Genomic DNA, 22,930 nt, shown 5'->3' on the forward strand with positions numbered 1-22,930 from the left:
CGTCCCCGCGGGTCCGGTTCCGATCCCAAACCGTCTCGGCGGGCTCTGTTTCCGGCGCATTTTGGCCGTCAGCCATGGCCGCAAAACCGCTGATGTCCAGACGTCCAGGAGAAGAAACTCATATTTGCACCACGACAAGCATCGAATCCGGAACGACGCATCGATCTGGACTGCGTGCGGATTTTAGCCTTCGCCCTGCCGATCTTCTACCAGGCCGGCGTGTTCTACGCCTGCTCGCGCTGTCGTCGGTGCGCGCCGAGGCGCGCGCAGCAACTGCCGGCCTGATCTGCGGCGGGGCTCGATTGGCACGATGCCAAAAGGTGCTAAGAGGGCGCCATGCCAAGCCGCGTCTATCTCGACTGGAATGCGACCACACCGCTGCGCGCCGAGGCGCGCGCAGCGATGCTGGCCGCTGGCGAGCTGATCGGCAATCCGTCCTCGGTCCATGCCGAGGGGCGGGAGGCGCGGCGGCTGGTCGAGGAGGCGCGGGCCATGCTGGCGGCGGCCGTGGGCGCGCTGCCGCGGAACGTCGTCTTCACCTCCGCCGGGACCGAGGCCAATGCGCTGGCGCTCTCACCGGGCCTGCGCGGCCGTTCGGGCGGTCCGGTGCAGCGGCTCCTGGTCTCCGCGGTCGAGCACGCCTCGGTGCTGGCCGGCGGCCGGTTTCCGGCAGAGAGCGTCAGCCAGGTCAGGGTCACCCGTTCCGGCATCGTCGATCTCGACCACCTCCGGGAGCTGCTTGCCGATGGCCCGCCGGCGCTGGTCTCGATCATGGCGGCCAACAATGAGACCGGTGCGCTCCAGCCCGTCACGGAGGCGGCTGGCATCGTCCATGAGGCCGATGGCCTCCTGCACGTCGACGCGATCCAGGCGCTGGGCAAGATTGCGTTCAGTATTAATGAGGTCGGCGCGGACCTTGCGACTTTTTCCGCGCACAAGATCGGGGGACCCAAGGGCGTCGGCGCGCTGGTCGTGGCCGAGGGGCTCGGCGGACTGGAGCCGCTGGTGCGGGGCGGTGGACAGGAGCTCGGCCGGCGGGCGGGAACCGAGAATGTTGCCGGGATAGCGGGCTTCGGCGCCGCGGTGAAAGCCGCCCTTCAGGCTCTGCATGATGATGCGGAACGCATGGCAAGCCTAAGAGATCGCTTGGGAAATGGTATTCGGGCGGTCGCGGGGGGAACGCTCTTCGCTGAAGACGTGAAGAGGTTGCCTAACACCGTCTTGTTCACCGCGCCAGGGCTCAAGGCCGAGACTGCGGTGATCGGCTTCGACCTCGAGGGGATCGCGGTATCCTCGGGCTCGGCCTGCTCCTCGGGGAAGGTCCAGCCCTCTCACGTGCTTTCCGCGATGGGATTCGATCCCGCGGTGGCCCAGGGAGCAGTGCGCCTCAGTCTGGGCTGGTCCACGGAACCCGAGGAAATCAATCGAGCCTTGGAGGCTTGGCGAAAGCTCGGTAATACCCTACTTAAGGGCTAAGCGACGAAACACGGCTTGAACGGTTCTAAGCCCGTGCTTTCCGCCAATAAACATCGTAATACTCGTCCGAGTTTGATCCACCGCGGTCCTTGAAACCGCGAGCGGAGGATAGAATGCCAGCCGTGCAAGAGACGGTCGAGCGCGTGAAGCGCATCGACGTCGATCAGTACCGTTATGGGTTTGAGACCCTGATCGAGTCCGACAAGGCCCCCAAGGGGCTGTCGGAAGAGACCGTCAAATTCATCTCCCAGAAGAAGAATGAGCCCGCCTGGATGCTCCAGTGGCGGCTCGAGGCCTATCGGCGCTGGCTGACCATGCAGGAGCCGACCTGGGCGCGCGTCGACTATCCCAGGATCGACTTCCAGGACCTCTATTATTACGCGGCGCCGAAGCCGAAGAAGACGGTCACCTCGCTCGACGAGATCGACCCCGAAATCCTGAAGACCTACGAGAAGCTCGGCATTCCCTTGCGGGAAGTTGCCATGCTCGAAGGCGTCGAGCCGAAGGTGGGCGAGGAAGATCCCGCCCGCCGCAAGATCGCGGTGGACGCGGTCTTCGATTCGGTCTCGGTTGCGACCACGTTCAAGGCGGAGCTGAAGAAGGCCGGCGTGATCTTTATGCCGATCTCGGAGGCAATCCGCGAGCACCCTGAGCTGGTGCAGAAGTACCTGGGCTCGGTGGTTCCAACCTCGGACAATTTCTACGCGACGCTCAATTCGGCGGTGTTCTCCGACGGCTCGTTCGTCTACGTGCCGCCGGGCGTGCGCTGCCCGATGGAGCTGTCGACCTATTTCCGCATCAACGAGCGCAACACCGGCCAGTTCGAGCGCACCCTGATCATCGCCGACAAGGGCGCTTACGTCTCCTATCTCGAGGGCTGCACCGCGCCGCAGCGCGACGAGAATCAGTTGCACGCCGCCGTGGTCGAGCTCGTCGCCCATGACGACGCCGAGATCAAGTATTCGACGGTACAGAACTGGTATCCGGGCAATTCCGAAGGCAAGGGCGGCATCTACAATTTCGTCACCAAGCGTGGCGACTGCCGCGGCAACAATTCCAAGATCTCCTGGACCCAGGTCGAGACAGGTTCGGCGATCACCTGGAAATATCCGAGCTGCATCCTGCGCGGCGACAACTCCCGCGGCGAGTTCTACTCGATCGCGATCTCGAACGGCTTCCAGCAGGTCGACTCGGGCACCAAGATGATCCATCTCGGCAAGAACACGTCGAGCCGCATCATCTCCAAGGGCATCGCCGCCGGCCAGTCGCAGAACACCTATCGCGGCCTCGTCACCGCGCATCGCAAGGCGACCGGCGCGCGTAACTTCACGGCCTGCGATTCCCTGCTGATCGGCGACAAATGCGGCGCGCACACCGTGCCGTATATCGAGGCCAAGAACTCCTCGGCGACGTTCGAGCACGAGGCGACGACCTCGAAGATCTCCGAGGACGTGCTGTTCTATTGCATCCAGCGCGGGCTTAGCCAGGAAGAGGCGGTCGGCCTCGTCGTCAATGGCTTCGTCAAGGACGTGCTGCAGCAACTGCCGATGGAGTTCGCGGTGGAAGCGCAGAAGCTGATCTCGATCTCGCTCGAAGGATCGGTCGGCTGATTGCCGACCCCGGCGGTGCGCTGAGGCGCTCCAACATCATCTGAATGAACTGGATACCAAGATGGCTTTGCTTGAAGTGAAAGACCTGAAGGTTCGTGTCGAGGAGCGTGAGATCCTCCACGGGCTGACGCTGACCGTGAACGAGGGCGAGGTGCACGCGATCATGGGGCCGAACGGCTCCGGCAAGTCGACGCTCTCGCACGTCATCGCCGGCAAGCCCGGCTACGAGGTCACCGATGGCCAGATCCTGTTCAAGGGCGAGGACCTGCTGGAGATGGCCCCCGAGGAGCGCGCCGCCAAGGGCGTGTTCCTGGCGTTCCAGTATCCGGTCGAGATTCCCGGCGTCGCCACCATGACCTTCCTGCGCACCGCGCTGAACGCGCAGCGCAAGGCCCGCGGCGAGAGCGAATATTCGACGCCGGACTTTCTGAAGAAGGTCCGCGAAGTCGCGAAGTCGCTGAATATCCCGCAGGACATGCTCAAGCGCGGCGTCAACGTCGGTTTTTCCGGCGGCGAGAAGAAGCGCAACGAGGTGCTGCAGATGGCGCTGTTCGAGCCGAGCCTGTGCATCCTCGACGAGATGGATTCCGGCCTCGACATTGACGCGCTGCGCATCGCCGCCGACGGCGTCAACGCGCTGCATTCGCCGAAGCGCGCGATGGTCGTCATCACCCACTATCAGCGGCTCCTGAACTACATCGTGCCCGACATCGTGCACGTGATGTCGAAGGGCCGTGTCGTGAAAAGCGGCGGCAAGGAACTGGCGCTGGAGCTGGAAGCGTCCGGCTACACCCAGTTCGAGGATGCCGCGTAAGGAATTTTGCGATGAACGTTGCTGTGGCAAAGACCGGAAGCGGCCGCGCGGTGAGCGATCTGTTCGCCAGCGCCGGAGGCCGCCTGCCGGGTTCGCCCGATGTGGCAGCAGTGCGCCGCGAGGCGTTCGAGAGATACGAGCGTCTCGGCCTCCCGCACCGCCGTATCGAGGAATGGAAGTACACCGATCTCCGTGCCCTGGTCGGCGAGGTGCTGCCGCTCGCGGCCAGCCCCGATGCCGCTGCATTGAAGCGCGCTGCGGAGGCGGTGAGGGCGAATGCGATCGCGGGCGCCCGCAAGCTGGTGCTGGTCGACGGCGTGTTCGTACCCGACCTTTCCGATGTCGCGGTGCTTGCCTCCGAGATGAGCGTCAAGACTCTGCGTGAGGTGCTGGAGAACGAGGCCAATCCTGCCGCGGGCGATCTGCTCCAGACCACATCGAGCGATGCCGTGATCTCGCTGAATGCGGCGATGGCGACCGATGGCGTCGTTGTGTCGATCTTAGATGGCGCGCAGTCGTCCGCGCCGATCCAGATCATTCACGTCGCAACGGCAGCGTCCGCATCCGCGTTCACCCGCTCGCACCTGCGCATCGGCAAGGGCGTTCGTGCCACCATCATCGAAAGCTTCGTCGCGGCTGGGAAGGCGATCGCCTACCAGGTCAGTGACGCTGTCATCCTCTGGATCGGCGACGACGCCGACGTCGCGCATATCCGCCTGATGGACGATGCGCCTGACGCGGTGAACGTCTCGTCCCACTTCGTCACCGTCGGCGCCAATGTGAAGCTGAATTTCTTCAACATGACCACAGGCGCGGCGGTCAGCCGCTTGCAGGGTTTCGTCACTCTGGCAGGCGAGGGCAGCGAGCTCTCCGCCAACGGCGTCAACCTGTTGCAGAAGACCGAGCATGGCGACACCACGCTGGTGGTCGACCATGCGGTGCCGAATTGCGTCAGCCGCGAAGTGTTCCGTGCCGTGATCGACGACCGCGCCCATTCGGTGTTCCAGGGCCGCATCATCGTTCGCCCCGACGCGCAGAAGACCGACGGCAAGATGATGACGCGGGCGCTGCTGCTCTCGGACGAAGCCGAGGCCGACAACAAGCCGGAGCTCGAGATCTTCGCCGACGACGTCTCCTGCGGTCACGGCGCCACCGCCGGCGCGCTCGACGACAGCCTGCTGTTCTATCTCAAGGCCAGAGGCCTGCCCGAGAAGCAAGCCCAGGCGCTGCTGATTCAGGCGTTTGTCGGCGAAGCGATCGAGCAGATCGCCGACGACGGACTGCGCGAGCATGTGATCGGCATTGCCGAGCGCTGGCTGGAGCGGCGGTCATGAGCACGCATCCCGCAGTCAAGAACGGCGCCTACGACGTCGGGCGCGTGCGCCGGGACTTTCCGGCGCTTAGCCTGCAGGTCTACGGCAAGAATCTGGTCTATCTCGACAACGCGGCTTCGGCGCAGAAGCCGAGCGCCGTGCTCGAGCGCATGACGCAGGCCTACACTAGCGAATACGCCAACGTGCATCGTGGCCTGCATTATCTCGCGAACGCTGCGACCGAGGCCTATGAGGGCGGCCGCACCAAGGCGGCGCAGTTCATCAATGCGCCCCGACCTGAGGAAGTGATCTTCACCCGCAACGCGACGGAAGCGATCAATCTGGTTGCCTCCTCATGGGGCGGCCCGAACATCAAGGAGGGCGACGAGATCGTCCTCTCGATCATGGAGCACCACTCCAACATCGTTCCCTGGCATTTTCTTCGGGAGCGGCAGGGTGCCGTGATCAAATGGGCGCCTGTTGACGACGAGGGCAATTTCCTCATCGACGAGTTCGAGAAGCTGCTGACATCGAAGACCAAGCTGGTCGCGATCACGCAGATGTCGAATGCGCTCGGCACCATCGTTCCGGTCAAGGACGTCGTGAAGATCGCACACGCCCGCGGCATCCCCGTGCTGGTCGACGGCAGCCAGGGCGCCGTGCATCTGCCTGTCGACGTCCAGGACATCGGCTGCGACTTCTACGTCTTCACCGGCCACAAGGTCTACGGTCCGACCGGCATCGGCGTGCTCTGGGCCAAGTACGATCACCTCGTGGCGATGCGCCCCTTCAACGGCGGCGGCGAGATGATTCGCGAGGTCTCGCGCGAGATCGTCACCTATGGCGATCCCCCGCACAAGTTCGAGGCCGGCACGCCCGCGATCGTCGAGGCCGTGGGCCTCGGGGCTGCCATCGACTACGTCAATTCGATCGGCAAGGAGCGCATCGCTGCGCACGAGGCCGATCTCACCGCCTACGCCCAGGAGCGCTTGCGCGAGATCAACTCGCTGCGGCTGATCGGCACGGCCCGGGGCAAGGGCCCGGTGATCTCCTTCGAGCTGAAGGGCGCGCATGCTCACGACGTCGCTACCGTGATCGACCGCCAGGGCATCGCCGTGCGCGCCGGCACCCATTGCGTGATGCCGCTTTTAGAGCGGTTCAACGTGACGGCCACCTGCCGGGCCTCGTTCGGCATGTACAATACGCGGGAAGAAGTCGATCATCTGGCACAGGCGCTGCTCAAGGCGCGGGATTTGTTCGCATGAGTGACACGGCCGAAATCAAAGCCAATCCGATGGAGACCCATTCGGCGCTGCCGCCGGACGAGACCGAACGGCTGACGCGCGAGATCATCGCCGGCCTCAAGACCGTGTTCGATCCGGAAATCCCGGCCGACATCTACGAGCTCGGTCTGATCTACAAGGTCGAGATCAAGGATGACCGTTCCGTGGACGTCCAGATGACGCTGACGACGCCGAATTGTCCGGCCGCCGGCGAGCTGCCGACCATGGTCGAGAACGCCGTCGCCAGCGTCCCCGGCGTCGGCGTGGTCGACGTCAAGGTGGTCTGGGAGCCGGCCTGGACACCGGAACGCATGAGCGACGAGGCGCGCCTCGTCCTCAACATGTGGTGACGCGTAAACTCGATATTGAATTCGTTCCGCAACGGACCACATCACTGACATGACACAGATATCGTCCGGCTCGACACCAGCATCCACTCCGAAGCCGCGGCGTCCGCGCCCGCAGGTGATGCGATTGACGGATGCCGCAGCGCAACGCATCAGCGAGCTGACCCAGCGCGCCGATTCCGAGATCGTCGGCCTGCGCGTCGGCGTGAAGAACGGCGGCTGCGCCGGCCAGTCCTACACGGTCGAATACGCCCACGAAATCCGTCCGACCGACGAGGTGGTCGAAGACAAGGGCGTCAAGATCCTGGTCGACCCCAAGGCCGTGCTGTTCCTGCTCGGCACCGAGATGGACTACAAGGCCGACAAGATGCAGGCCCAGTTCGTCTTCAACAATCCCAACCAGGTCTCCGCCTGCGGCTGCGGCGAGTCGGTCGAGCTGCGCCCGGCCAAGATCGACGGGTAAGCCCGGCTTTCACGAAGCCCACGCTGTCGTCCTGGCGAACGCCAGGACCCATTCCGCGTGATCTCTCGGTGATGGGCGGTGCCAGTACCAACAGTCTTCGCTAAACTCCTCCCTGTGGTAACGGGTCCTGGCGTTCGCCAGGACGACGCTGGGAGCGAGTTCGGCCATGGACCGCGAATTCCTGATCGACCTGTTTGCCGATTTCGGCCCGGTCGCCATCCGAAAGATGTTCTCCGGCTACGGCATTTCGGCCGATGGCATCAACTTTGCGCTCGCCTTGCGCGCCGGCCTGTTCTTCCGCGCCGACGAAACGACCATTCCGGACTTTGAAGCTGAAGGCTCTCAGCCGTTCCAATATTCGACCCGCGCCAAAACCGTGCTGGTGAATTCCTACTGGGAGCTGCCGGCGCGGCTGTTCGACGATTCCGAGGAACTGGCGCGATGGGCGAGGGCGGCACTGGCGGCAGCGCAGCGCGCCAAGGTGAAGAAGCGGCCGAAGGCGAAGCAAGCAGCGAAGAAGGCCGTGAGCAAGCCGGCGAAGAAAGTCACCAAGCCCGCGAAAGCGCCGGACATGGCGACCAGAAGGGCTCCGGCGCGAAAGGGCGCCAAGCGCAAGGCTTGAGGATCACTCCATGGCCTTGGTCAGGCCAACCCGCATGTCCTTGGCCACGAAGACGCAGGTGCCGTCGGCAAGGACACGCCCGTCGGCAATTCCGAGCACGAGCTTGCCGCGGCGGACCAATCGCATCGCGACCTCGTAGCGCACGGACCGGGTCTGTGGTGTGATGGCGCCTGTGACCTCGACCTCACCGACGCCGATGGCGCGGCCTTTGCCTGGTGAGCCGGACCAGCCGAGCCAGTATCCGACCATCTGCCACATCGCATCCAGGCCCAGACTTCCCGGCATCATTGCATCACCGCGATAGTGGCAATCGAAGAACCAGTGGTCCGGCACAATGTCGAGCTCGCCCGCGATATGGCCCTTGCCGTATTCGCCGCCATCCAGGCTGATCTCGGTAATGCGGTCCATCATCAGCATCGGCGGTGCCGGCAATTGCGCATTGCCCGGGCCGAAATAACCGCCTTCGCTCGATCTCAGCAGCTCGTCCTTGGTGTAGGACGGTTGTGGCGCGTGAAAATCATGCGGATTGGGCACGACGAGAAATCCTCATGCGATCTGGCGAGGAAGATGTCGTTCGTCAGGTTGGAATGTCAAGCGGCGCCGGATTTCGCGGCCTGTGTCACGCCACCCGGTTGTGCGTCTCGATCGCGTATTCCGGGTCGACTTCGCAGATCACACGGTTACGGCCGTTGCGCTTGGCCGCGTAAAGACAGGAGTCCGCACGATCGATCAACGTTTCGGTGTCGTCACCCTGCTTAAGCATGGAGACGCCGACGGAGATGGTGACGCGGCCGAGGATCTCGCCGGTCGATTTCTTCTTCAATTCCTTCGCCATCACGGCGCGGCGGATATGGTCGGCGACGGTGAGGGCCTGGCGCAGCGCGGTGTTGGGCAGCACGACCGCGAATTCCTCGCCGCCATAGCGCGCGGTGATGTCCTGGCCCTTGATTGTCTGCTTCAGCGACAGGCCGACGAGCCGGAGCACCTGGTCGCCCGTGAGATGACCGTAGGAATCGTTGAACGACTTGAAATGGTCGATGTCGAACAGCAGCAGCGACAGCGGCTCGCCGCTCGCAAGCGCGCTCTGCACCGCCATGCCGATCATGCGGTCGAAATATTTGCGGTTGCCGAGCCCGGTCAGCGGGTCGGTCAGGCTCTCGGCGCGGATCGCTTCCAAGCTCTGCTGGAGATTGCTGATCTCGCTCTTCGACAGCGTCAGCCGGTCTTCCAGCGCCTTGTTGGTCTCGCGCATCTCGCTGGTCGAGCGCAGCAGCGCTTCGACGATCATCTTGATCTGCTCGGGCTTGCTGGACGAGGACAGTTTTTTCGTCGCGTCCGAGAGGCTGGCGTCGTAGGCGGCGGCCATGCCGAGCGCCTCGCTCAGCCCCCTCGTCACATCGTCGATCTCGGCGATGACGCGCGCACCGACCTTGTCGATACGGTCCGTCGTTTTGATGTGGGAGAGATAGGTGTCGTAGATCTGCTCGAGATCGGCTTCGGACAGCTTGCCGTTGCGTGCCAGCGTCTCGTTGATGATCTTGTTGAGCGGTGCGTTGTGGCCGGTCGCGTAGACGTACCAGATCTCGTAATTGCGGGGTATCGCGGTCTGCTTCAGCGAGCGGATCTGACCGAGCGCCACCTCGGCGAACGCCATCGTGCGTTCGTGTTCATCGAGCACCTTGACCACCGAACATACCCCACACAGCGATCCGTGCGCCACCGGCCGCAGCAATGCTTAAATTATGCTCGTAGGTTAGCGGACGATCGTGAATGGTCGGTAAACGACCGAACATTCAACCCAGGCGTGTATCGTGGTTTCAGGCCCCGGCGGGGGAGCGCACCGGTCGAAGCAGAAACGCCGGGAGATGCGAGTGATCGCCGGGCTCGGTGTCGACCTCGCGTTGGCGGCGTGGTTCGGGGCGGCCGATCGACGGCACGTGCGAATTGTTGGCCTGCTGGCGCGATCCTCCGCGCGGCTCGGATGACTGCCTTGCTTCGCGCGGAGGTCTTGCCTCGCGCGCGGGCCGTGCTTCCGCAGAGGACCTTGTTCCTTCCGACGACGGCATTGCCTCCGAGGCGTGTCGCGGCTCGTGGCTGCGTTCACGGTCGCGGCCGCGCTGCGGCTTGCCGCGTCCGCCGCGGGAACGTTCACGATCGCGACTGCGCGCTTCGCGCGGACGGTCGCTCCGCTCCGCCGACTCCGCAGGCACTTCGAAATCGCCCTCGGCGCGGGGAATGCTCTGGCCGATCAGCTTTTCGATCGCGACCATCGACTTCTGGTCGAGCGGCGTGACGATCGAGATCGCGGTGCCGGTGCGGCCTGCGCGGCCGGTGCGGCCAACACGATGGACGTAGTCGTCGGGATGGTGCGGGACGTCGAAATTGAAGACGTGGCTGACCTCGGGAATGTCGAGGCCGCGGGCGGCAACGTCGGAGGCGACCAGCAACGGGAGCTCGCCCTTGCGGAACTGTTCGAGCGCCGCCATGCGGGCCGGCTGGTCCATGTCGCCGTGCAGTGCGCCGACGCTGAAGCCGTGTTTCTGCAGCGATTTGTGAACGATCGCGACTTCGCGCTTGCGATTGCAGAAGATAATCGCGTTCTTGAGATCCTTGGCCTCGCGCAGCAACCTGCGGAGAAGCTCGCGCTTCTCGTGGGCCTCGCGCCCGGCGGGAACCTGGGACTGCGTGACGGTGACGGCGGTGGTGGCGGGCTTGGAGACCTCGACCTTCTGCGGATTGTGCAGGAAGGCCTCCGTGATGCGCCGGATTTCCGGCGGCATCGTCGCGGTGAAGAAAAGGGTCTGCCGCGTGAAGGGAACGAGCTTGCAGATGCGCTCGATGTCGGGAATGAAGCCCATGTCGAGCATGCGGTCGGCTTCGTCGATCACGAGCAGCTCGACGCCCGTGAGCAGCAGGCCGCCGCGCTCGGTATGGTCGAGCAGGCGGCCGGGGGTGGCGATCAGCACGTCGACACCGCGGGTCAGCTTGGCATCCTGGTCACCGAAGGAGACGCCGCCGATCAGCAGCGCGACGTTGAGTTTCTGGCCGGCCCCGTAACGGTCGAAGTTTTCCTTCACCTGAGCCGCGAGCTCGCGGGTCGGCTCGAGGATCAGCGTGCGCGGCATGCGTGCGCGGGCGCGACCCTTTTCGAGAATGGTGAGCATCGGCAGCACGAAGGCCGCGGTCTTGCCGGTGCCGGTCTGGGCGATGCCGAGCACATCCTTGCGTGCAAGGACGTGGGGGATCGCCTGTTCCTGAATGGGAGTGGGGGTGGTGTAACCGGTGGCCGCCACTGCGGCTAGGACTTTTTCGGACAGTCCGAGATTGGAAAAGGACATTGAGCCTCTGGTCGAAACCGCCGTTCGGAATCGAGAGTAAAAAGGCTGTCGCGTTCCACCCCGAAACGGCGCGCTCTCAAAGAAGCTGGGGGTGCTGACTCACGCGAACAAAGCGCCAGGCTCAGGAATCGCTTTTCGATCTGAGCCGCGTCGACCCGGAACATAGGGTGGAATCGGCCAAAGTCAATGGAGCAGGCGCGGGAAGGTCCTTAAAACCTTAAGGTTTTTGGACAAATACCGGCTGAAACTCGGCTTTTCGCCGCGCCGGCCGGCCCGGTGGTTAGCATGACCCTGCAGCCTGGGCCCGGAAATCACCGGGCGCCATGCCGTAGGCGGCATTGAAGACCCGGTAATAGGTCGCCAGGCTCTCAAAACCGCAGGCCTTGGCGATGTCGGCAATCAGCCGCTCCGGCGCTTCGCGCATCAGCCGTCGGCTTTGCTTCAACCGCTCTTCGGTCACGGTCTGGGAGAAGCTGCGCTCCGCGACCTCGAACAGCATGTGCAGGTGCCGGACGGAGACGCCGAGCAGGTCGGCCACCCGGGCCGGCGCCAGATCGGGGTCCTGCAAATTATGCGCGATCAGGCGCCGGGCCAGCGACAGGCGGGCGGTCCGGAGCGCGGCCTGTCCGCGCCGGCTGCCCGGCCTGACGATGCCGCGCTCGATCAGCGCGAGATGTCCCAGCGCCTGTACCAGCGGGATCGCGTCGGACGATCCCTCATTGGCAGCAGCCTCGCGGAGATCGGCAAAGCAGGCATCGAGCAGGGAAGCCAGAGCGGGATCGTTGAACGGTTTCGGCGCAAGCTCGCGCATGCGCTTGTCCTGGGTTGCAAGCCCGCTGACCGGGATCTTCAGGATCCGCAGGTGAAAGCCGGCACGGCCCAGTGGTTTGGTGCGGTAGGTGAGGTCCGTATGGCTGGTGGCGAAACTGCCATTGGCAATGGCGAAATCGCTGGAGCGCATGCCGCCGAACCAGCCACCACCGCCGAGCTGCTGGTAGACGCAGATGCTGTCACCCGGTGCGTGGCCGATGTCGGCCTGGCTCCGTTCGACCGCATAGGCCGAGGCCTTCAGCTCGACCAGGGCGCCATTGCCGACCTGGCCCAGCGAGAATTCACCGTAGAAGTCGCCCCGCCGTTCACGCTCGAGTTCCGCGGTGACGCCGAACAAGCCCTTCGCCCGGACCTCGCGCCAATAGTCGAAACGGTCGTGCGGCTCGACCTCGTCGGTGCACCAGCGATACACGGCAGCCCTCGTCTCGAACGGAATTGCCTCCAAGAAAAAGCAGATTCCGGCGGAATCTGCCATAGGCCAGATGGCGCAGCTGCTGGGATGGGCCGGTTGAACCGCCGTTGTGGCTGAGCCGACTATCACATCGACGGGGGCGGGCTTCCGGATCGCAGCCGATGGGGAGCCGCTCTCAAGGGGGAACATCGAGATGACGCGTCGGGTTTTCAGAATTTTGGCAGCGATTGCCGTTGTGGCGAGCCTCGGCACTTTCGTTGACGCCGCCCACGCCGAAAAGCGCGTCGCGCTCGTCGTCGGCAACAACGACTACAAAAACGTTCCAAAGCTCCAGAAAGCCGTCAACGATGCCCGCACCATGGGCGACACGCTGAAGCAGCTCGGCTTCCAGGTAATGGTCGCCGAGAACCAGAACCGTCAGCAGTTCGCCGAGACGCTGCTGGCGTTCGACCGCGCGATCGAGCCCGGCGACACCGCCTTCTTCTTCTATGCAGGCCACGGATTCGAGATCGCGGGTCAGAATTATCTGCTGCCGACCGATGTCCCGGCGGCAACCGAAGGCCAGGAAGAGCTGGTGCGCGACGCCTCCATTCTCGCCGATCGCGTCGTCGAGCGTCTCCAGAACAAGAAGGCGCGCACCTCGATCCTCGTGTTCGACGCCTGCCGCAACAATCCGTTCGAACGATCAGGCACGCGTGCGGTCGCCGGCGGTGGCGGGCTTGCGCCGATGACACAGCTTCCTGAGGGCGTGTTCTCGGTGTTCTCGGCCGGGCCGCGGCAAACCGCGCTCGATCGTCTCTCCAACGACGATGCCAATCCGAATTCGGTGTTCACCCGCACCTTCGCCAGGGAGCTGCTGCAGCCCGGCGAGAACCTGGTGCAGGTCGCGCAGCATACGCGCCGTCTGGTCAGCGAGATGGCCGACACCGTCAAGCACAAGCAGGTGCCGGTTTATTTCGACCAGATGGTCGACGACGTCTTCCTCAGCGGTGCCGCGAAGGATGCGGCGGCGGGAGCGATACGGCCGGCCGATCCGCCGCCGCAAAAGGTCGCGGCGCTGCCGCCGGTGTCGGCGCCGCGCGTGCCGAAGGAGGAGACCACCAACGCGCCGATCGCGAGCTTCTCGCGCCACAATGGCGGCTGGAGCGTGACGTTCTCGTTTGCCGACCCCACGCTCGGCGTGTCCTGGCGCATGGCCGGCAATGGTGATTTCCGCGAGACCGGCTTCATGGACACGCTCGATCCGCGCACCCGCAAGCGGATGCCAAATCCGTCGATCGAGCTGGCTGCGGATGCGCCGGCCGGCACCATCGAGGTTCGTTACGTCGATGCCTCCGGCGACATGCAGGGTCCGTTCCCGATCAAGTTCGATCCGGAAGCGGCGCTGATCCGCGACCAGCGCAAGATCCTCGACATGACCGCCACCAGTTGGCTGTCATTCCGCCAGTTCAACGGGCTGCTGGTCTACTACTCTCATTTGGTGTCGTACCGCTGTGCAATCCGCGAGGTGCGCATCGGCATCGACACGGCGGTGCCCGACAAGGTGCTGAAGCTGCCGCCCTGCGATCTCCGCGATCCCTCTGCGATCACGGCCGGCATGCTGCTTTATGAGAAGCTGCCGCCGGCGACGCAGTTCATGTCCGTCGAATTGACGTACCGCGACGGCAGCGTCTCGGAGGTCAAGAGCTTCCGGACCGCGAACCGCAGCAACAATTGAGCGGTTTGAACCATGCGCGCTTCTCAGGCGGACATCGTGAGGTATTGCGCGTAGTGTCCGCGCGCCGGTCGGTTGCAAGCCCGACATGGATTCGATAGCGGGCGACGTCATCGATTGAGGTCGGGCTCGAGCACCTTCCCGTCAAACTGGATCAGGCTTACGTTCGCCTTGCCAGTCATCTCTTGGCCGTTCTCCTCGTGCGGGCGCAGCGTCCCGCGCCATCTGTTCGGATGACATCAATGCGCGATTTCCGGAGCAAACGGAAATACGCGGTGCGTATCCAGCCGCTTGTAGGGCAAAAGCCTGAGATCGGCGACTCCATGGTCCGGCGTATCGACGATCAGGATCTCCGCGGCCACTCCCTCGTAGAAGGCCCGGAAATGGGTCTTTGAACGGAGCACGATGATGTCGAAGTCTTCCGGACGAAGTCCGAACACGCCGAAGGCGTCACCATCCACCGCGAATGCAAAGGCGCTGACAACGCTCACCGACAATCCATCGACGTCAAGCAGTGCCGACATGCCCAAGTCGACAGGCATGCCATGCATGTAAGAGCCGGTCACGCGATAGGATTTCGGGCCTGCCCACAGCACGCGTGCGGTGACGTCCAGCGTCGGCCCCGCCTTCTCGGAGCTATGGCCGCCGAGCTTGAGCTTCACCAACGCACCGATCCCTGCTGCGAACGCTTTTTGCGCGGCGGCCGCGTCCCAGAGAAACGGCACCGCGGCCCGTGGGACACGGCGTTTGAGCAGCTCGGCGAGCAGGTAGGTGGAGTCGTTCATGCGGTCAGCGTGCTCGACCAGGACGTAGGGGCGGCCCGTGGTCTCGCGTACCGAGAGGCCTGCGCACGCCCGGGAAACTGCCGCCTCCGCGGTATGGACTTCGAAGGGCCTGTAGAGCGCGTGCCGATGGTTCCAGACCTGCCCTGAGAGATGGTCTGCGATCGTCTGAGCTCCGGCGAGATCGCCATCCGTGACGCACAGCACCGAAAAGCCGGCATTGTGCGCGTCGGCATAGGAAAAGCCGGCCATCAGCGAAATGTCGACATAGCGCTCGCTGTCGCGTTCGATTTTGTGCCCTTCCTCGATGAGATCTGCCAGGGGAAGCAAGGCGGTCGCACTGAAGATCGACGGGACGAGCACGCCTGGCTTGGCGATTGCCCATGCGGGCGAAATCTCGCCACGCAGCGTGCGGAGCATGCAGATGGCGGCGCGCCGTCCGGTATCGCCTGTGTCCGTATGTGGCGACTTTCGATAGGCGAACGCGGCAGTCGCGTTTTGCAGCGTGTCTGCGTCGATGTTGCCGTGATAATCCAAGGCGACGATCAAGGGTTTATCGGGCCCCAGGGCAACACGCACCGTGTCCATGATGAAGCGCTCGGGGTCCGGATAGGACGCCGTCCAGCACGCGCCGTGCAAGAAGAGTAGCACGCCATCCAGATCGGGCAGGGCTCTGACGCCGGAGGCCATCTCGTTCGCATAGCGTCTCAAGGCATCATCCGTGGCGGGCCCCACGGCGCCGAGTGCCGTATGGACGAGCGGAGCCAACTCCACGTCCGCCTGCTCGCAGATTTCGATGAAGCCGCCCATCACGGTATTTGTGCCGCGGAGGTCCTCGACGATACGATCCCCGCGCAGCGCCACCTGCTCGAAATCGTCCCAAGTCGAGACGACAGGAAGGAAGCTCACGCTCTCGATATGGAAGCCGGCGATCGCGACCTGAAACCGCTTGTGCGTACCGTTCCCGCGATCGAGAGGGATTGGAGCCTTGTGGACCATCGTTCCCCCTTAAGCCGACACGACGTGCCGGGCCATCAGGTGCCGCGGAATTAAATGGATCAGACCGGCGGCTGCGAACAGCGCGATCGCCAGCAGCGAAACGCCGGCCATCATGCTGCCCGTCATCTGGCTCAGGACGCCGAGGACTGCCGGGCCGACGAAACCTGCGGTGGCCGCACCAATATTGACCAGTCCGGCCCCGCTGGCCGCTGCCGTTCCCGCCAGCACGCGGGAAGGCAGGCTCCAGAACATGGCCAATGTGCACTGGATGCCGGAGATGCCGACGGTGAGGCACAAGAAGGAGAGCGCCGGCACGTGGCGCGTCGCGACACCCGCCACCAAGGCGGCGCCGCCGACAATCAGGGGAGCTGCAGTATGCCAGAGCCTCTCGCCAGTCTTCACGGAGTGGAACGAATTGAGCTGCATGGCGCAGGCCGCGATCAGGTAAGGCAGTGCGGTCACGATGCCGATCTGGAAGTTCGTCAGCCCGCCGAACGACTTGATCATGCTCGGCATCCAGAACACGAGGCCGTAATTGCCGAGGTTGTAGAGAAACGAGGTTGCGAACAAGATCCATAGCGTCGGCTCTCGCAACGCCGGCCACAGGCTCGTTTGCTTGTCCCTGGACTCCTGGGCGAGTTCGCGCTGCACCAGGGCCTTTTCGTCGGATGTCAGCCATGCAGCATCGTCCGGCCGTTCGACGATCGCCTTGCTCGCGACGACCCCGAGCAGGATCGCGGGGAGGCCTTCGAGCACGAACATCCACTGCCAGCCTCGTAGGCCGTAGCCGCCATGGGTGACGTCCATGATCCAGCCGGACAGCGGACCGCCGAGGATCACGCCGAGGGGCAGGGCGAGGAACAGTAAGGACATCACCTTGCTGAGCCTGAACGAGGGAAACCACAAACTGAAGCAGGCGATCACAGCCGGAAAGAAGGCGGCCTCCGTGATCCCGAGCAGGAAGCGAAAGACGTAGAAGCTGGTCTCGTCGCGGGTCGCCAAAGTTGCCATGGAGACGAGCCCCCATGAGATCATCGACGCCACAATGCACTTTCGCGGGCCGTAGAGCTGAACCAGATAGCCTGCGGGTACCTGGAGCAAGAGATAACCGACAAAGAACAAGCCCGCGCCAAAGCCATAGGCGGCCTCGCTCAGGTGCAAGTCGCTGACCATGCCGAGCTTGGCGAATCCGACGTTCACCCGGTCCAGGTAGCCAAAGAAATAGCAGACGAGGATGAGCGGCATGATGTGCAGCACGATCTTGCGGTAGGTCGCGTCTGCCGCGACCACGTGCGTTGGTGTGGTCATGGCGATCGGCACTGGCGAGGCGAGTTGCTGCTGTACGGACATCGGTGCTACCTGTTCCTTTCGGTCCGGCGATGCGGATCGTAGAAACCGCCGACAACGAGGTCCAATGCGGGTTCGCTTGCGACTGATGAGACTTCCGCATGAAAGTCGAGAACGCTGAACTCGAGGCCTTCGTGATTGCGGCCGAGCTGCTGAATTTCCAGCGCGCAGCCGAAAAGCTTCATTTGACCCAGCCGGGCCTGTCGCGCCGGATCCAGAAGCTGGAGCAAACGCTGGGGGTCGAGCTGTTCAGCCGTACCACCAGGTCGGTGGCCCTCACCGGGGCGGGACGCCACTTCCTCCCGATGGCGCGCCAGCAGATCAACAATCTGAACGGGATGCTCGATTCAATCCGCGAGGTCGCCGAGAGGCGCTTCGGCAAGATTCGGGTAGCCAGCATTCCGACCGTCGTCTGCCAGGCTTTTCCAGCCTTGCTGAGGACGTTCACCGAACGGCATCCCAACGTGGGTGTCCAGGTGTTCGACGGAAACCAGGACCTTGTCGTTCGCCAGGTCCTGTCCGGGTTGGCCGAATTCGGGGTCGGCGTGGACCCCGGGCCCGATCCCGATCTGACTTTCGCACCGTTGCTGGCAGACCGGTTCGTCCTGGCGGTGCACAAGGACGACCGGTTGACCGCGCGCCAATCGGTCACGCTGCAAGAGCTGCAAGCGATGCCGAAGCTGCGGCTCATGATTGGCGGACGCGACAGCGGCAACAGGCTCTTGCTGGAGGTATTGCTCGGGAATGCAGCCCTGAAACTGCGCTGGTTCTACGAAGTCGAGCACGTCTCCTGCATCGTCGAACTCCTGGAAGCTGGCGTCGGCTGCGCCATCCTGCCGGCTATGGCGCTGCCGGCAGATCCCGGCTCCAATATCAGGGCAGTTCCAATCTCGGTCCCGGAAATTACACGGACCGTCGGTGTCATCCGCCATCGGTCCCTGAACATCTCGCCGCTTGCCGGCGAGTTCTTGGATCTTGTGACCAGGCGCCTTGGCACCGAGCCGGCGTCATGATCGTTGTTGTGAACCGAACCACACCGAGGCCATGGTCATGACCGTTGATATGACGCAACAGCCGACCGGATCACGCCCGATGAAAGTCCGCTGCTGCATCGTCGGCGGCGGTCCCGCCGGCATGATGCTCGGCTATCTCCTGGGACGCGGCGGCATCGATGTCGTGGTGTTGGAGAAGCACGCAGATTTTTTCCGCGATTTTCGCGGCGACACCGTGCATCCGTCGACGCTTCAGGTGATGGACGAGCTAGGCCTGATCGACGGATTCCTCAAGCTGCCGCATCAGCGCTTGCAGAAGATGGACGGCCTGTTCGGCGGCACCAAGGTGCGGATCGCCGATCTCAGCCGGCTGAATACGAAGTACCCGTTCATTGCCTTCATGCCGCAATGGGATTTTCTCAATTTCCTGCGCGAGGCGGGCAAGCGCTTCGCCTCGCTGAAGGTTTTGATGAGCACGGAGGCGGTCGACCTGATCCGCCGCGGCGACGCCATTGCCGGCGTGCGCGCCCGGACGCGCGACGGCATCGTCGACATCGAGGCCGATCTCACCGTTGCCTGCGACGGGCGGCATTCGACGGTGCGCGAACGAGCCGGCCTTGCCGTCGAGGAGATCGGCGCGCCGATGGATGTGCTCTGGTTCCGGGCCGGCCGGTCTGGCGACGAGACCGAAAATCTGTTCGCGCGCGTCGAGCCAGGCAAGATGATGGTGACCTTCGATCGGGGCGATTACTGGCAGTGCGCCTATGTCATCGCCAAGGGACAATATGATGCGGTGAGGGCGAGGGGACTACAGGCGCTGCTCGACGACGTCGTGCGCATGGCACCGATCCTCAAGCGCGGGATTGGCGAGGTGAAGAGCTTTGACGACGTCAAGCTTCTCACCGTCGCGATCAATCGCCTGGGCCGCTGGACCAGGCCCGGCTTGCTCTGCATCGGCGACGCCGCGCATGCGATGTCGCCGGTCGGCGGCGTCGGCGTCAATCTTGCCGTGCAGGATGCGGTCGCGACTGCCAACCTGCTCGCGGGCAAGCTGACGCGCGGCTGTCCATCGGACGAAGAGCTCGATGCGATCAGGCGGCGCCGCGAGTTCCCGGTGAAGATGACGCAGGCGATGCAGGTGATCGTGCAGAACAACATCATCAGCGGTGCGCTGAAGGGCGGCGATCAACCGCTCAAGGTGCCGCTTGTCTTGCGCCTCATCAATGCGCTGCCATGGCTTCAGGGTATTCCGGCGCGCTTCATCGCCATCGGCGTGCGGCCGGAGCACGTGCATTCGACAGCCGTGCCGGCACCCTGATGCAGCGGTTTGGTAGGGATAACGCCGCGTTAAATCGCAGCTTCGGCGTGGCGTGTGTGCAACAGCGCATCCGGATTCAGGGGCCGCCAACTGCCAATCCCGTGCCTTAACTGTCTTGATTCAAATTCGAGTAAGAACTGCGTGTGAGCGTGCGCCCATCAAAGGACACGGGGTGTACCATGCGTAACAAGTTGATTGCCGCCTTCGCCTGCACGACCGCTCTGGTTTCGACTGGTGCAGCTTCCGCCGCCGATCTCGCCGCGCGTCCCTACACCAAGGCGCCTGCCTACATCGAGCCGCTGTTCAACTGGACCGGCTTCTACGTTGGTGGTCACATCGGCGGCGCCTGGACCAACGAGCAGTTCATCAACAACGGCGTCGGTGCCCCGTTCGGCGATCTGACGCCGGGGCAGGGTTACCGTCAGCGTAGCGCGGGCATCATGGGCGGCGCCCAGATCGGCTACAACTGGCAGGCCAACAACTACGTGTTCGGCATGGAAGGCACGATCTCCGGCCTCGACAACAGGGGCACCGTCGTGAACACCGCGTTTGGCGCCGGTGACGACGTCTTCACGTGGCGTGCGAATCTGCTCGCCACCGTCGTCGGCCGCGCTGGCTTCGCGGTTCAGAACAACCTGTTCTACTTCAAGGGCGGCTACGCCGGCGTCAACAACCGTCTTAACGTCAGCGACACGGTCGGCCCGGCGACGGGTTCAGGTGGTCAGACCCACTGGGCCAACGGCTGGACGGTGGGCGCCGGTTGGGAATACGGCATCACCCGCAACTGGATCGTCGGCCTCGAGTACAATTACGCGGCCTTCGGCGGCCAGACCTATCAACTCGGCGGCACCTCGGGCAACTACACCTTCGATGCCAAACCGCGTGACATCCAGTGGGCCGTCGTCCGCGCCAGCTACAAGTTCGACGCGCCTGCGATCGCGCGGTACTGAGCCACAAACGACCAATCAGCAAAAAAGGTCACTGCCAAGAATTCAAAGCCCCGGCATTGCCGGGGCTTCTTTTTGCATCACAGGCGCCTCATGCCATCACCGAGAATCCGCCATCGACCGGGATTGCGGTGCCCGTGACGAAGTTCGACGCCGCGGAGGCGAGGAAGACCGCTATGCCCGCGAAGTCGTCGATGTCGCCCCAGCGGCCCGCGGGTGTGCGTGCCAGCACGCGCTCGTGCAGGCCCGAGACCTGCTTGCGCGCGCCGCGCGTGAGATCGGTGTCGATCCAGCCCGGCAGGATGGCATTGACCTGGATGTTGTCAGGCGCCCAGGCATTGGCGCAGGCGCGCGTGTACTGCACGATGCCGCCTTTGCTCGCCGCATAGGCGGTCGCGAAGCTCGCGCCGAAGATCGACATCATCGAGCCGATGTTGATGACCTTGCCGTTGCCTGACGCCTTCAGCGCCGGATAGGCCAGCTTCGAGCAGACGAAGGCGCTGGTGAGGTTGGTGTCGATCACCTTGTTCCACTCGTCGAGTTCGAGCTCGTGCGGCGGCTTGCGGATGCTCATGCCGGCGTTGTTGATCAGAATGTCGATACGGCCGAGATCGTTCAAGACGCGGTCGATCATCGCCGCGACCGCCGCCTTATCGGTGACGTCGGTGGTGACTGATACGGCCTTGACGCCGCGACCCCTGAGATCGGCGACCGCTGCGGCCGATTTGGTTTCATTGCGTCCGACCACGGCGATGTCTGCGCCGGCATCAGCGAGCCCGTGCGCGAGACCGAGGCCGATGCCGCCATTGCCGCCTGTGACGATCGCGACCTTGCCGCGGAGATCGAACCGGTTGGATGTCATGCTTTCACGTCCTGGTTTCTTTCATCGGTTGCTTTGCCAGATCAGCACCAGCCCGAAGCCTGCCATGGCAGCGCCATAACCGGCCCATTGCAGCTGGTTGACCATGAAGCTCGATCGCGGCCAGGCGACGGTGCCCGTGCCCTGTCCGATCCAGAGCAGCCCGAGGGCGACGGCAAGCAGGCCTGCGACAAGCAGAAATCTGCGCATGCATTCCTCCATCGGTCTGATTCTGTCGCGACCCATGGCATCAACGATCGCCACGGACCCGCGAAAACGTCCCGCAACACTAGCCGCAGCGTCGGTTCGGATACAATGGTCGCTGACGGCCGGTAAGGCACCGCGCAACGAAAAAACCCCGGACGATGCCGGGGCTTTGACGTCTGAAGGTGAGTTCAGCTCAGTACTTTAAATCTTGCTACTTCAGATCTCAGTACTTGGCGACGACCGGGCCGGTCCAGTTGAAGCGGTAGACCAGCGAGGTGGAGATCGTCTGGTTCCAGTTGTTGGCGCGGATGCTGTTCACGCCGGTCGGCAGGTTGGTGGTGTTGAAGAGCTCGTCCTGAGTCTTCGCATCGTAGAAGGCCGAGCGATACTCAGTCTTCATGAACCAGCCGGGCGAGGAGATGCCGAAGATGTTCAGGCTGTTCTCGACACCGCCACCGACGAACCAGCCGTTGCGGTTGTAGCCGTTGAGGTGCGTGCCGGAGGAAACGCCAGCCAGATTGGTGAAGTTGGTGCTGCCGAAGTGAGCGCCGCTGTAACCGCCGTTGACGTAGGACAGAACGTTCGGAGCGACCAGCCAGCCGAGGCGGACACCCGCGGCCCAGGAGTCTTCCAGCTTCTGGCTACCGGTGATCTGGGCGAGCGGATCCTGCACGGTGGCGCGGATGCTGCCGAACTGACCGTCGGCGAACACGCCGGCGACCCAGGTGCTGTTGAACTGCCAGTCGTAGCCGAGGCCGACGGTGCCGAACCAGCCCGAGCCACCCTGGCGCTGGGTGATGGTCAGGGGCGTGCCCGTGGTGGTCGAGACGACGCTCTGGTCGGAGTTCGAGAGGCCGCCGCCGGCGCCGCCGAAGATGTAGAAGCCGGTCCAGTTCGCGACCGGAGCCGCCATCGGGGCCTTCACGTAGGGACGAGCCGCAAGATCAGCCGCCGACGCCGAACCCGTCATTGCCGCAATCGCGGTCAGTGCGAGAGCAATCTTCTTCATGATAAAATCCCCAACCTTGGTTCGAAGCAGGCGCGAGCGCACTGAAGTCCGTGTGTTCTGATGGCTCGGACTATAGACGGTTCTCGCCGAAATGCTGTTGCAGGCCAGGCACAGTCGCCGGAAAACGCCCGCTCGTCAGGTTCGATGACGCCGTCATCTATATCGACAAAAATCAATCTATTTCAATATGTTAATGGATTGCAGGGGCTGTGGTCCAAGGTGGGTTTCTTCGTTCGGAATGCGCCTT

At 63.7% G+C, this 22,930-nt stretch carries 21 protein-coding genes; 12 read left to right on the forward strand and 9 right to left on the reverse strand.

All coding sequences use genetic code 11. The features are described 5' to 3' along the window. Positions 1-336: 336 nt before the first annotated feature. The 8 genes from ACVIIW_RS26345 to ACVIIW_RS26380 all read left to right on the forward strand — a co-directional run bounded on the left by ACVIIW_RS26345 (position 337) and on the right by ACVIIW_RS26380 (position 7,928). On the forward strand, positions 337-1,476 hold the full coding sequence (locus tag ACVIIW_RS26345; RefSeq protein WP_456703406.1) for a cysteine desulfurase family protein: 1,140 nt from the start codon (positions 337-339) through the stop codon (positions 1,474-1,476). A 113-nt stretch (positions 1,477-1,589) separates the two neighbouring features. Beyond that, a complete protein-coding gene (sufB, locus tag ACVIIW_RS26350; RefSeq protein WP_456703407.1) occupies positions 1,590-3,086 on the forward strand; it encodes a Fe-S cluster assembly protein SufB in 1,497 nt (498 codons plus the stop codon). Between the two features lie 61 nt (positions 3,087-3,147). Beyond that, on the forward strand, positions 3,148-3,900 hold the full coding sequence (sufC, locus tag ACVIIW_RS26355) for a Fe-S cluster assembly ATPase SufC (protein WP_456703408.1): 753 nt from the start codon (positions 3,148-3,150) through the stop codon (positions 3,898-3,900). 11 nt (positions 3,901-3,911) lie between these two features. Beyond that, positions 3,912-5,234, forward strand: coding sequence for a Fe-S cluster assembly protein SufD (sufD, locus tag ACVIIW_RS26360; RefSeq protein ID WP_456703409.1), 1,323 nt, complete (start codon positions 3,912-3,914; stop codon positions 5,232-5,234). After that, a complete protein-coding gene (locus ACVIIW_RS26365) occupies positions 5,231-6,478 on the forward strand; it encodes a cysteine desulfurase (RefSeq protein ID WP_456703410.1) in 1,248 nt (415 codons plus the stop codon). Before sufD ends, ACVIIW_RS26365 begins: the two co-directional genes overlap by 4 nt. Beyond that, on the forward strand, positions 6,475-6,846 hold the full coding sequence (locus ACVIIW_RS26370) for an SUF system Fe-S cluster assembly protein (protein ID WP_456703411.1): 372 nt from the start codon (positions 6,475-6,477) through the stop codon (positions 6,844-6,846). Before ACVIIW_RS26365 ends, ACVIIW_RS26370 begins: the two co-directional genes overlap by 4 nt. Positions 6,847-6,895: 49 nt before the next feature. Then, the gene (locus ACVIIW_RS26375; protein ID WP_082822077.1) at positions 6,896-7,306 is read left to right on the forward strand and encodes a HesB/IscA family protein; all 411 of its coding nucleotides are present in this window, start codon (positions 6,896-6,898) and stop codon (positions 7,304-7,306) included. 166 nt (positions 7,307-7,472) lie between these two features. Further along, positions 7,473-7,928, forward strand: coding sequence for a TfoX/Sxy family protein (locus ACVIIW_RS26380; RefSeq protein ID WP_456703412.1), 456 nt, complete (start codon positions 7,473-7,475; stop codon positions 7,926-7,928). A 3-nt stretch (positions 7,929-7,931) separates the two neighbouring features. On the opposite strand, the gene fabA is transcribed toward ACVIIW_RS26380, so the two are convergent. The 4 genes from fabA to ACVIIW_RS26400 form a co-directional block, all read right to left on the reverse strand. Further along, complete coding sequence (gene fabA, locus ACVIIW_RS26385; protein WP_456703413.1) at positions 7,932-8,462, reverse strand: bifunctional 3-hydroxydecanoyl-ACP dehydratase/trans-2-decenoyl-ACP isomerase; 531 nt, start codon at positions 8,460-8,462, stop codon at positions 7,932-7,934. 85 nt (positions 8,463-8,547) lie between these two features. After that, positions 8,548-9,615, reverse strand: a complete 1,068-nt coding sequence (locus ACVIIW_RS26390) for a GGDEF domain-containing protein (protein WP_456703414.1) — start codon at positions 9,613-9,615, stop codon at positions 8,548-8,550. A gap of 130 nt (positions 9,616-9,745) precedes the next feature. Continuing rightward, complete coding sequence (locus ACVIIW_RS26395; protein ID WP_456703415.1) at positions 9,746-11,266, reverse strand: DEAD/DEAH box helicase; 1,521 nt, start codon at positions 11,264-11,266, stop codon at positions 9,746-9,748. Between the two features lie 280 nt (positions 11,267-11,546). Beyond that, the gene (locus tag ACVIIW_RS26400; protein ID WP_456703416.1) at positions 11,547-12,509 is read right to left on the reverse strand and encodes a helix-turn-helix transcriptional regulator; all 963 of its coding nucleotides are present in this window, start codon (positions 12,507-12,509) and stop codon (positions 11,547-11,549) included. A gap of 193 nt (positions 12,510-12,702) precedes the next feature. Between ACVIIW_RS26400 and ACVIIW_RS26405 the strand changes: the two genes are divergently transcribed. Further along, positions 12,703-14,226 carry a caspase family protein gene (locus ACVIIW_RS26405; protein WP_456703417.1) on the forward strand — a complete coding sequence of 508 codons (1,524 nt, stop codon included), beginning with the start codon at positions 12,703-12,705 and terminating at the stop codon, positions 14,224-14,226. 236 nt (positions 14,227-14,462) lie between these two features. Here the strand turns inward: ACVIIW_RS26405 and ACVIIW_RS26410 are convergent, their stop codons facing one another. Continuing rightward, positions 14,463-16,004, reverse strand: coding sequence for a M81 family metallopeptidase (locus ACVIIW_RS26410; RefSeq protein WP_456703418.1), 1,542 nt, complete (start codon positions 16,002-16,004; stop codon positions 14,463-14,465). A gap of 9 nt (positions 16,005-16,013) precedes the next feature. Beyond that, complete coding sequence (locus tag ACVIIW_RS26415; protein WP_456703419.1) at positions 16,014-17,354, reverse strand: MFS transporter; 1,341 nt, start codon at positions 17,352-17,354, stop codon at positions 16,014-16,016. A gap of 98 nt (positions 17,355-17,452) precedes the next feature. Here ACVIIW_RS26415 and ACVIIW_RS26420 point away from each other — a divergent pair, with 98 nt between their 5' ends. The 3 genes from ACVIIW_RS26420 to ACVIIW_RS26430 all read left to right on the forward strand — a co-directional run bounded on the left by ACVIIW_RS26420 (position 17,453) and on the right by ACVIIW_RS26430 (position 20,611). After that, a complete protein-coding gene (locus tag ACVIIW_RS26420) occupies positions 17,453-18,364 on the forward strand; it encodes a LysR family transcriptional regulator (protein WP_456703420.1) in 912 nt (303 codons plus the stop codon). 37 nt (positions 18,365-18,401) lie between these two features. After that, entirely contained in the window at positions 18,402-19,661 is a 1,260-nt protein-coding gene (locus ACVIIW_RS26425) for an FAD-dependent oxidoreductase (RefSeq protein WP_456703421.1), read from the forward strand. A gap of 179 nt (positions 19,662-19,840) precedes the next feature. Beyond that, positions 19,841-20,611 carry an outer membrane protein gene (locus ACVIIW_RS26430; RefSeq protein ID WP_456703422.1) on the forward strand — a complete coding sequence of 257 codons (771 nt, stop codon included), beginning with the start codon at positions 19,841-19,843 and terminating at the stop codon, positions 20,609-20,611. 88 nt (positions 20,612-20,699) lie between these two features. On the opposite strand, the gene ACVIIW_RS26435 is transcribed toward ACVIIW_RS26430, so the two are convergent. From ACVIIW_RS26435 to ACVIIW_RS26445, 3 genes are all read right to left on the reverse strand, one after another. Further along, the gene (locus ACVIIW_RS26435; protein WP_456703423.1) at positions 20,700-21,470 is read right to left on the reverse strand and encodes an SDR family NAD(P)-dependent oxidoreductase; all 771 of its coding nucleotides are present in this window, start codon (positions 21,468-21,470) and stop codon (positions 20,700-20,702) included. Between the two features lie 21 nt (positions 21,471-21,491). After that, positions 21,492-21,677 carry a hypothetical protein gene (locus ACVIIW_RS26440; RefSeq protein WP_456703424.1) on the reverse strand — a complete coding sequence of 62 codons (186 nt, stop codon included), beginning with the start codon at positions 21,675-21,677 and terminating at the stop codon, positions 21,492-21,494. 220 nt (positions 21,678-21,897) lie between these two features. Continuing rightward, positions 21,898-22,683: an outer membrane protein gene (locus tag ACVIIW_RS26445; RefSeq protein WP_456703425.1), complete on the reverse strand. Its 786-nt coding sequence runs from the start codon at positions 22,681-22,683 to the stop codon at positions 21,898-21,900. Between the last annotated feature and the right edge of the window lie 247 nt (positions 22,684-22,930).

Source organism: Bradyrhizobium sp. USDA 4449 (assembly GCF_054056275.1).

Coding starts and splice junctions, on each gene's coding strand:
- ACVIIW_RS26380 (WP_456703412.1), top strand. CDS start 7,473: ATGGACCGCGAATTCCTGATCGACCTGTTTGCCGATTTCGGCCCGGTC.
- ACVIIW_RS26420 (WP_456703420.1), top strand. CDS start 17,453: ATGAAAGTCGAGAACGCTGAACTCGAGGCCTTCGTGATTGCGGCCGAG.
- ACVIIW_RS26430 (WP_456703422.1), top strand. CDS start 19,841: ATGCGTAACAAGTTGATTGCCGCCTTCGCCTGCACGACCGCTCTGGTT.
- sufD (WP_456703409.1), top strand. CDS start 3,912: ATGAACGTTGCTGTGGCAAAGACCGGAAGCGGCCGCGCGGTGAGCGAT.
- ACVIIW_RS26425 (WP_456703421.1), top strand. CDS start 18,402: ATGACCGTTGATATGACGCAACAGCCGACCGGATCACGCCCGATGAAA.
- ACVIIW_RS26345 (WP_456703406.1), top strand. CDS start 337: ATGCCAAGCCGCGTCTATCTCGACTGGAATGCGACCACACCGCTGCGC.
- ACVIIW_RS26365 (WP_456703410.1), top strand. CDS start 5,231: ATGAGCACGCATCCCGCAGTCAAGAACGGCGCCTACGACGTCGGGCGC.
- ACVIIW_RS26395 (WP_456703415.1), bottom strand. CDS start 11,266: ATGTCCTTTTCCAATCTCGGACTGTCCGAAAAAGTCCTAGCCGCAGTG.
- ACVIIW_RS26435 (WP_456703423.1), bottom strand. CDS start 21,470: ATGACATCCAACCGGTTCGATCTCCGCGGCAAGGTCGCGATCGTCACA.
- ACVIIW_RS26405 (WP_456703417.1), top strand. CDS start 12,703: ATGACGCGTCGGGTTTTCAGAATTTTGGCAGCGATTGCCGTTGTGGCG.
- ACVIIW_RS26370 (WP_456703411.1), top strand. CDS start 6,475: ATGAGTGACACGGCCGAAATCAAAGCCAATCCGATGGAGACCCATTCG.
- sufB (WP_456703407.1), top strand. CDS start 1,590: ATGCCAGCCGTGCAAGAGACGGTCGAGCGCGTGAAGCGCATCGACGTC.
- sufC (WP_456703408.1), top strand. CDS start 3,148: ATGGCTTTGCTTGAAGTGAAAGACCTGAAGGTTCGTGTCGAGGAGCGT.
- ACVIIW_RS26445 (WP_456703425.1), bottom strand. CDS start 22,683: ATGAAGAAGATTGCTCTCGCACTGACCGCGATTGCGGCAATGACGGGT.
- ACVIIW_RS26410 (WP_456703418.1), bottom strand. CDS start 16,004: ATGGTCCACAAGGCTCCAATCCCTCTCGATCGCGGGAACGGTACGCAC.
- ACVIIW_RS26440 (WP_456703424.1), bottom strand. CDS start 21,677: ATGCGCAGATTTCTGCTTGTCGCAGGCCTGCTTGCCGTCGCCCTCGGG.
- ACVIIW_RS26415 (WP_456703419.1), bottom strand. CDS start 17,354: ATGTCCGTACAGCAGCAACTCGCCTCGCCAGTGCCGATCGCCATGACC.
- ACVIIW_RS26375 (WP_082822077.1), top strand. CDS start 6,896: ATGACACAGATATCGTCCGGCTCGACACCAGCATCCACTCCGAAGCCG.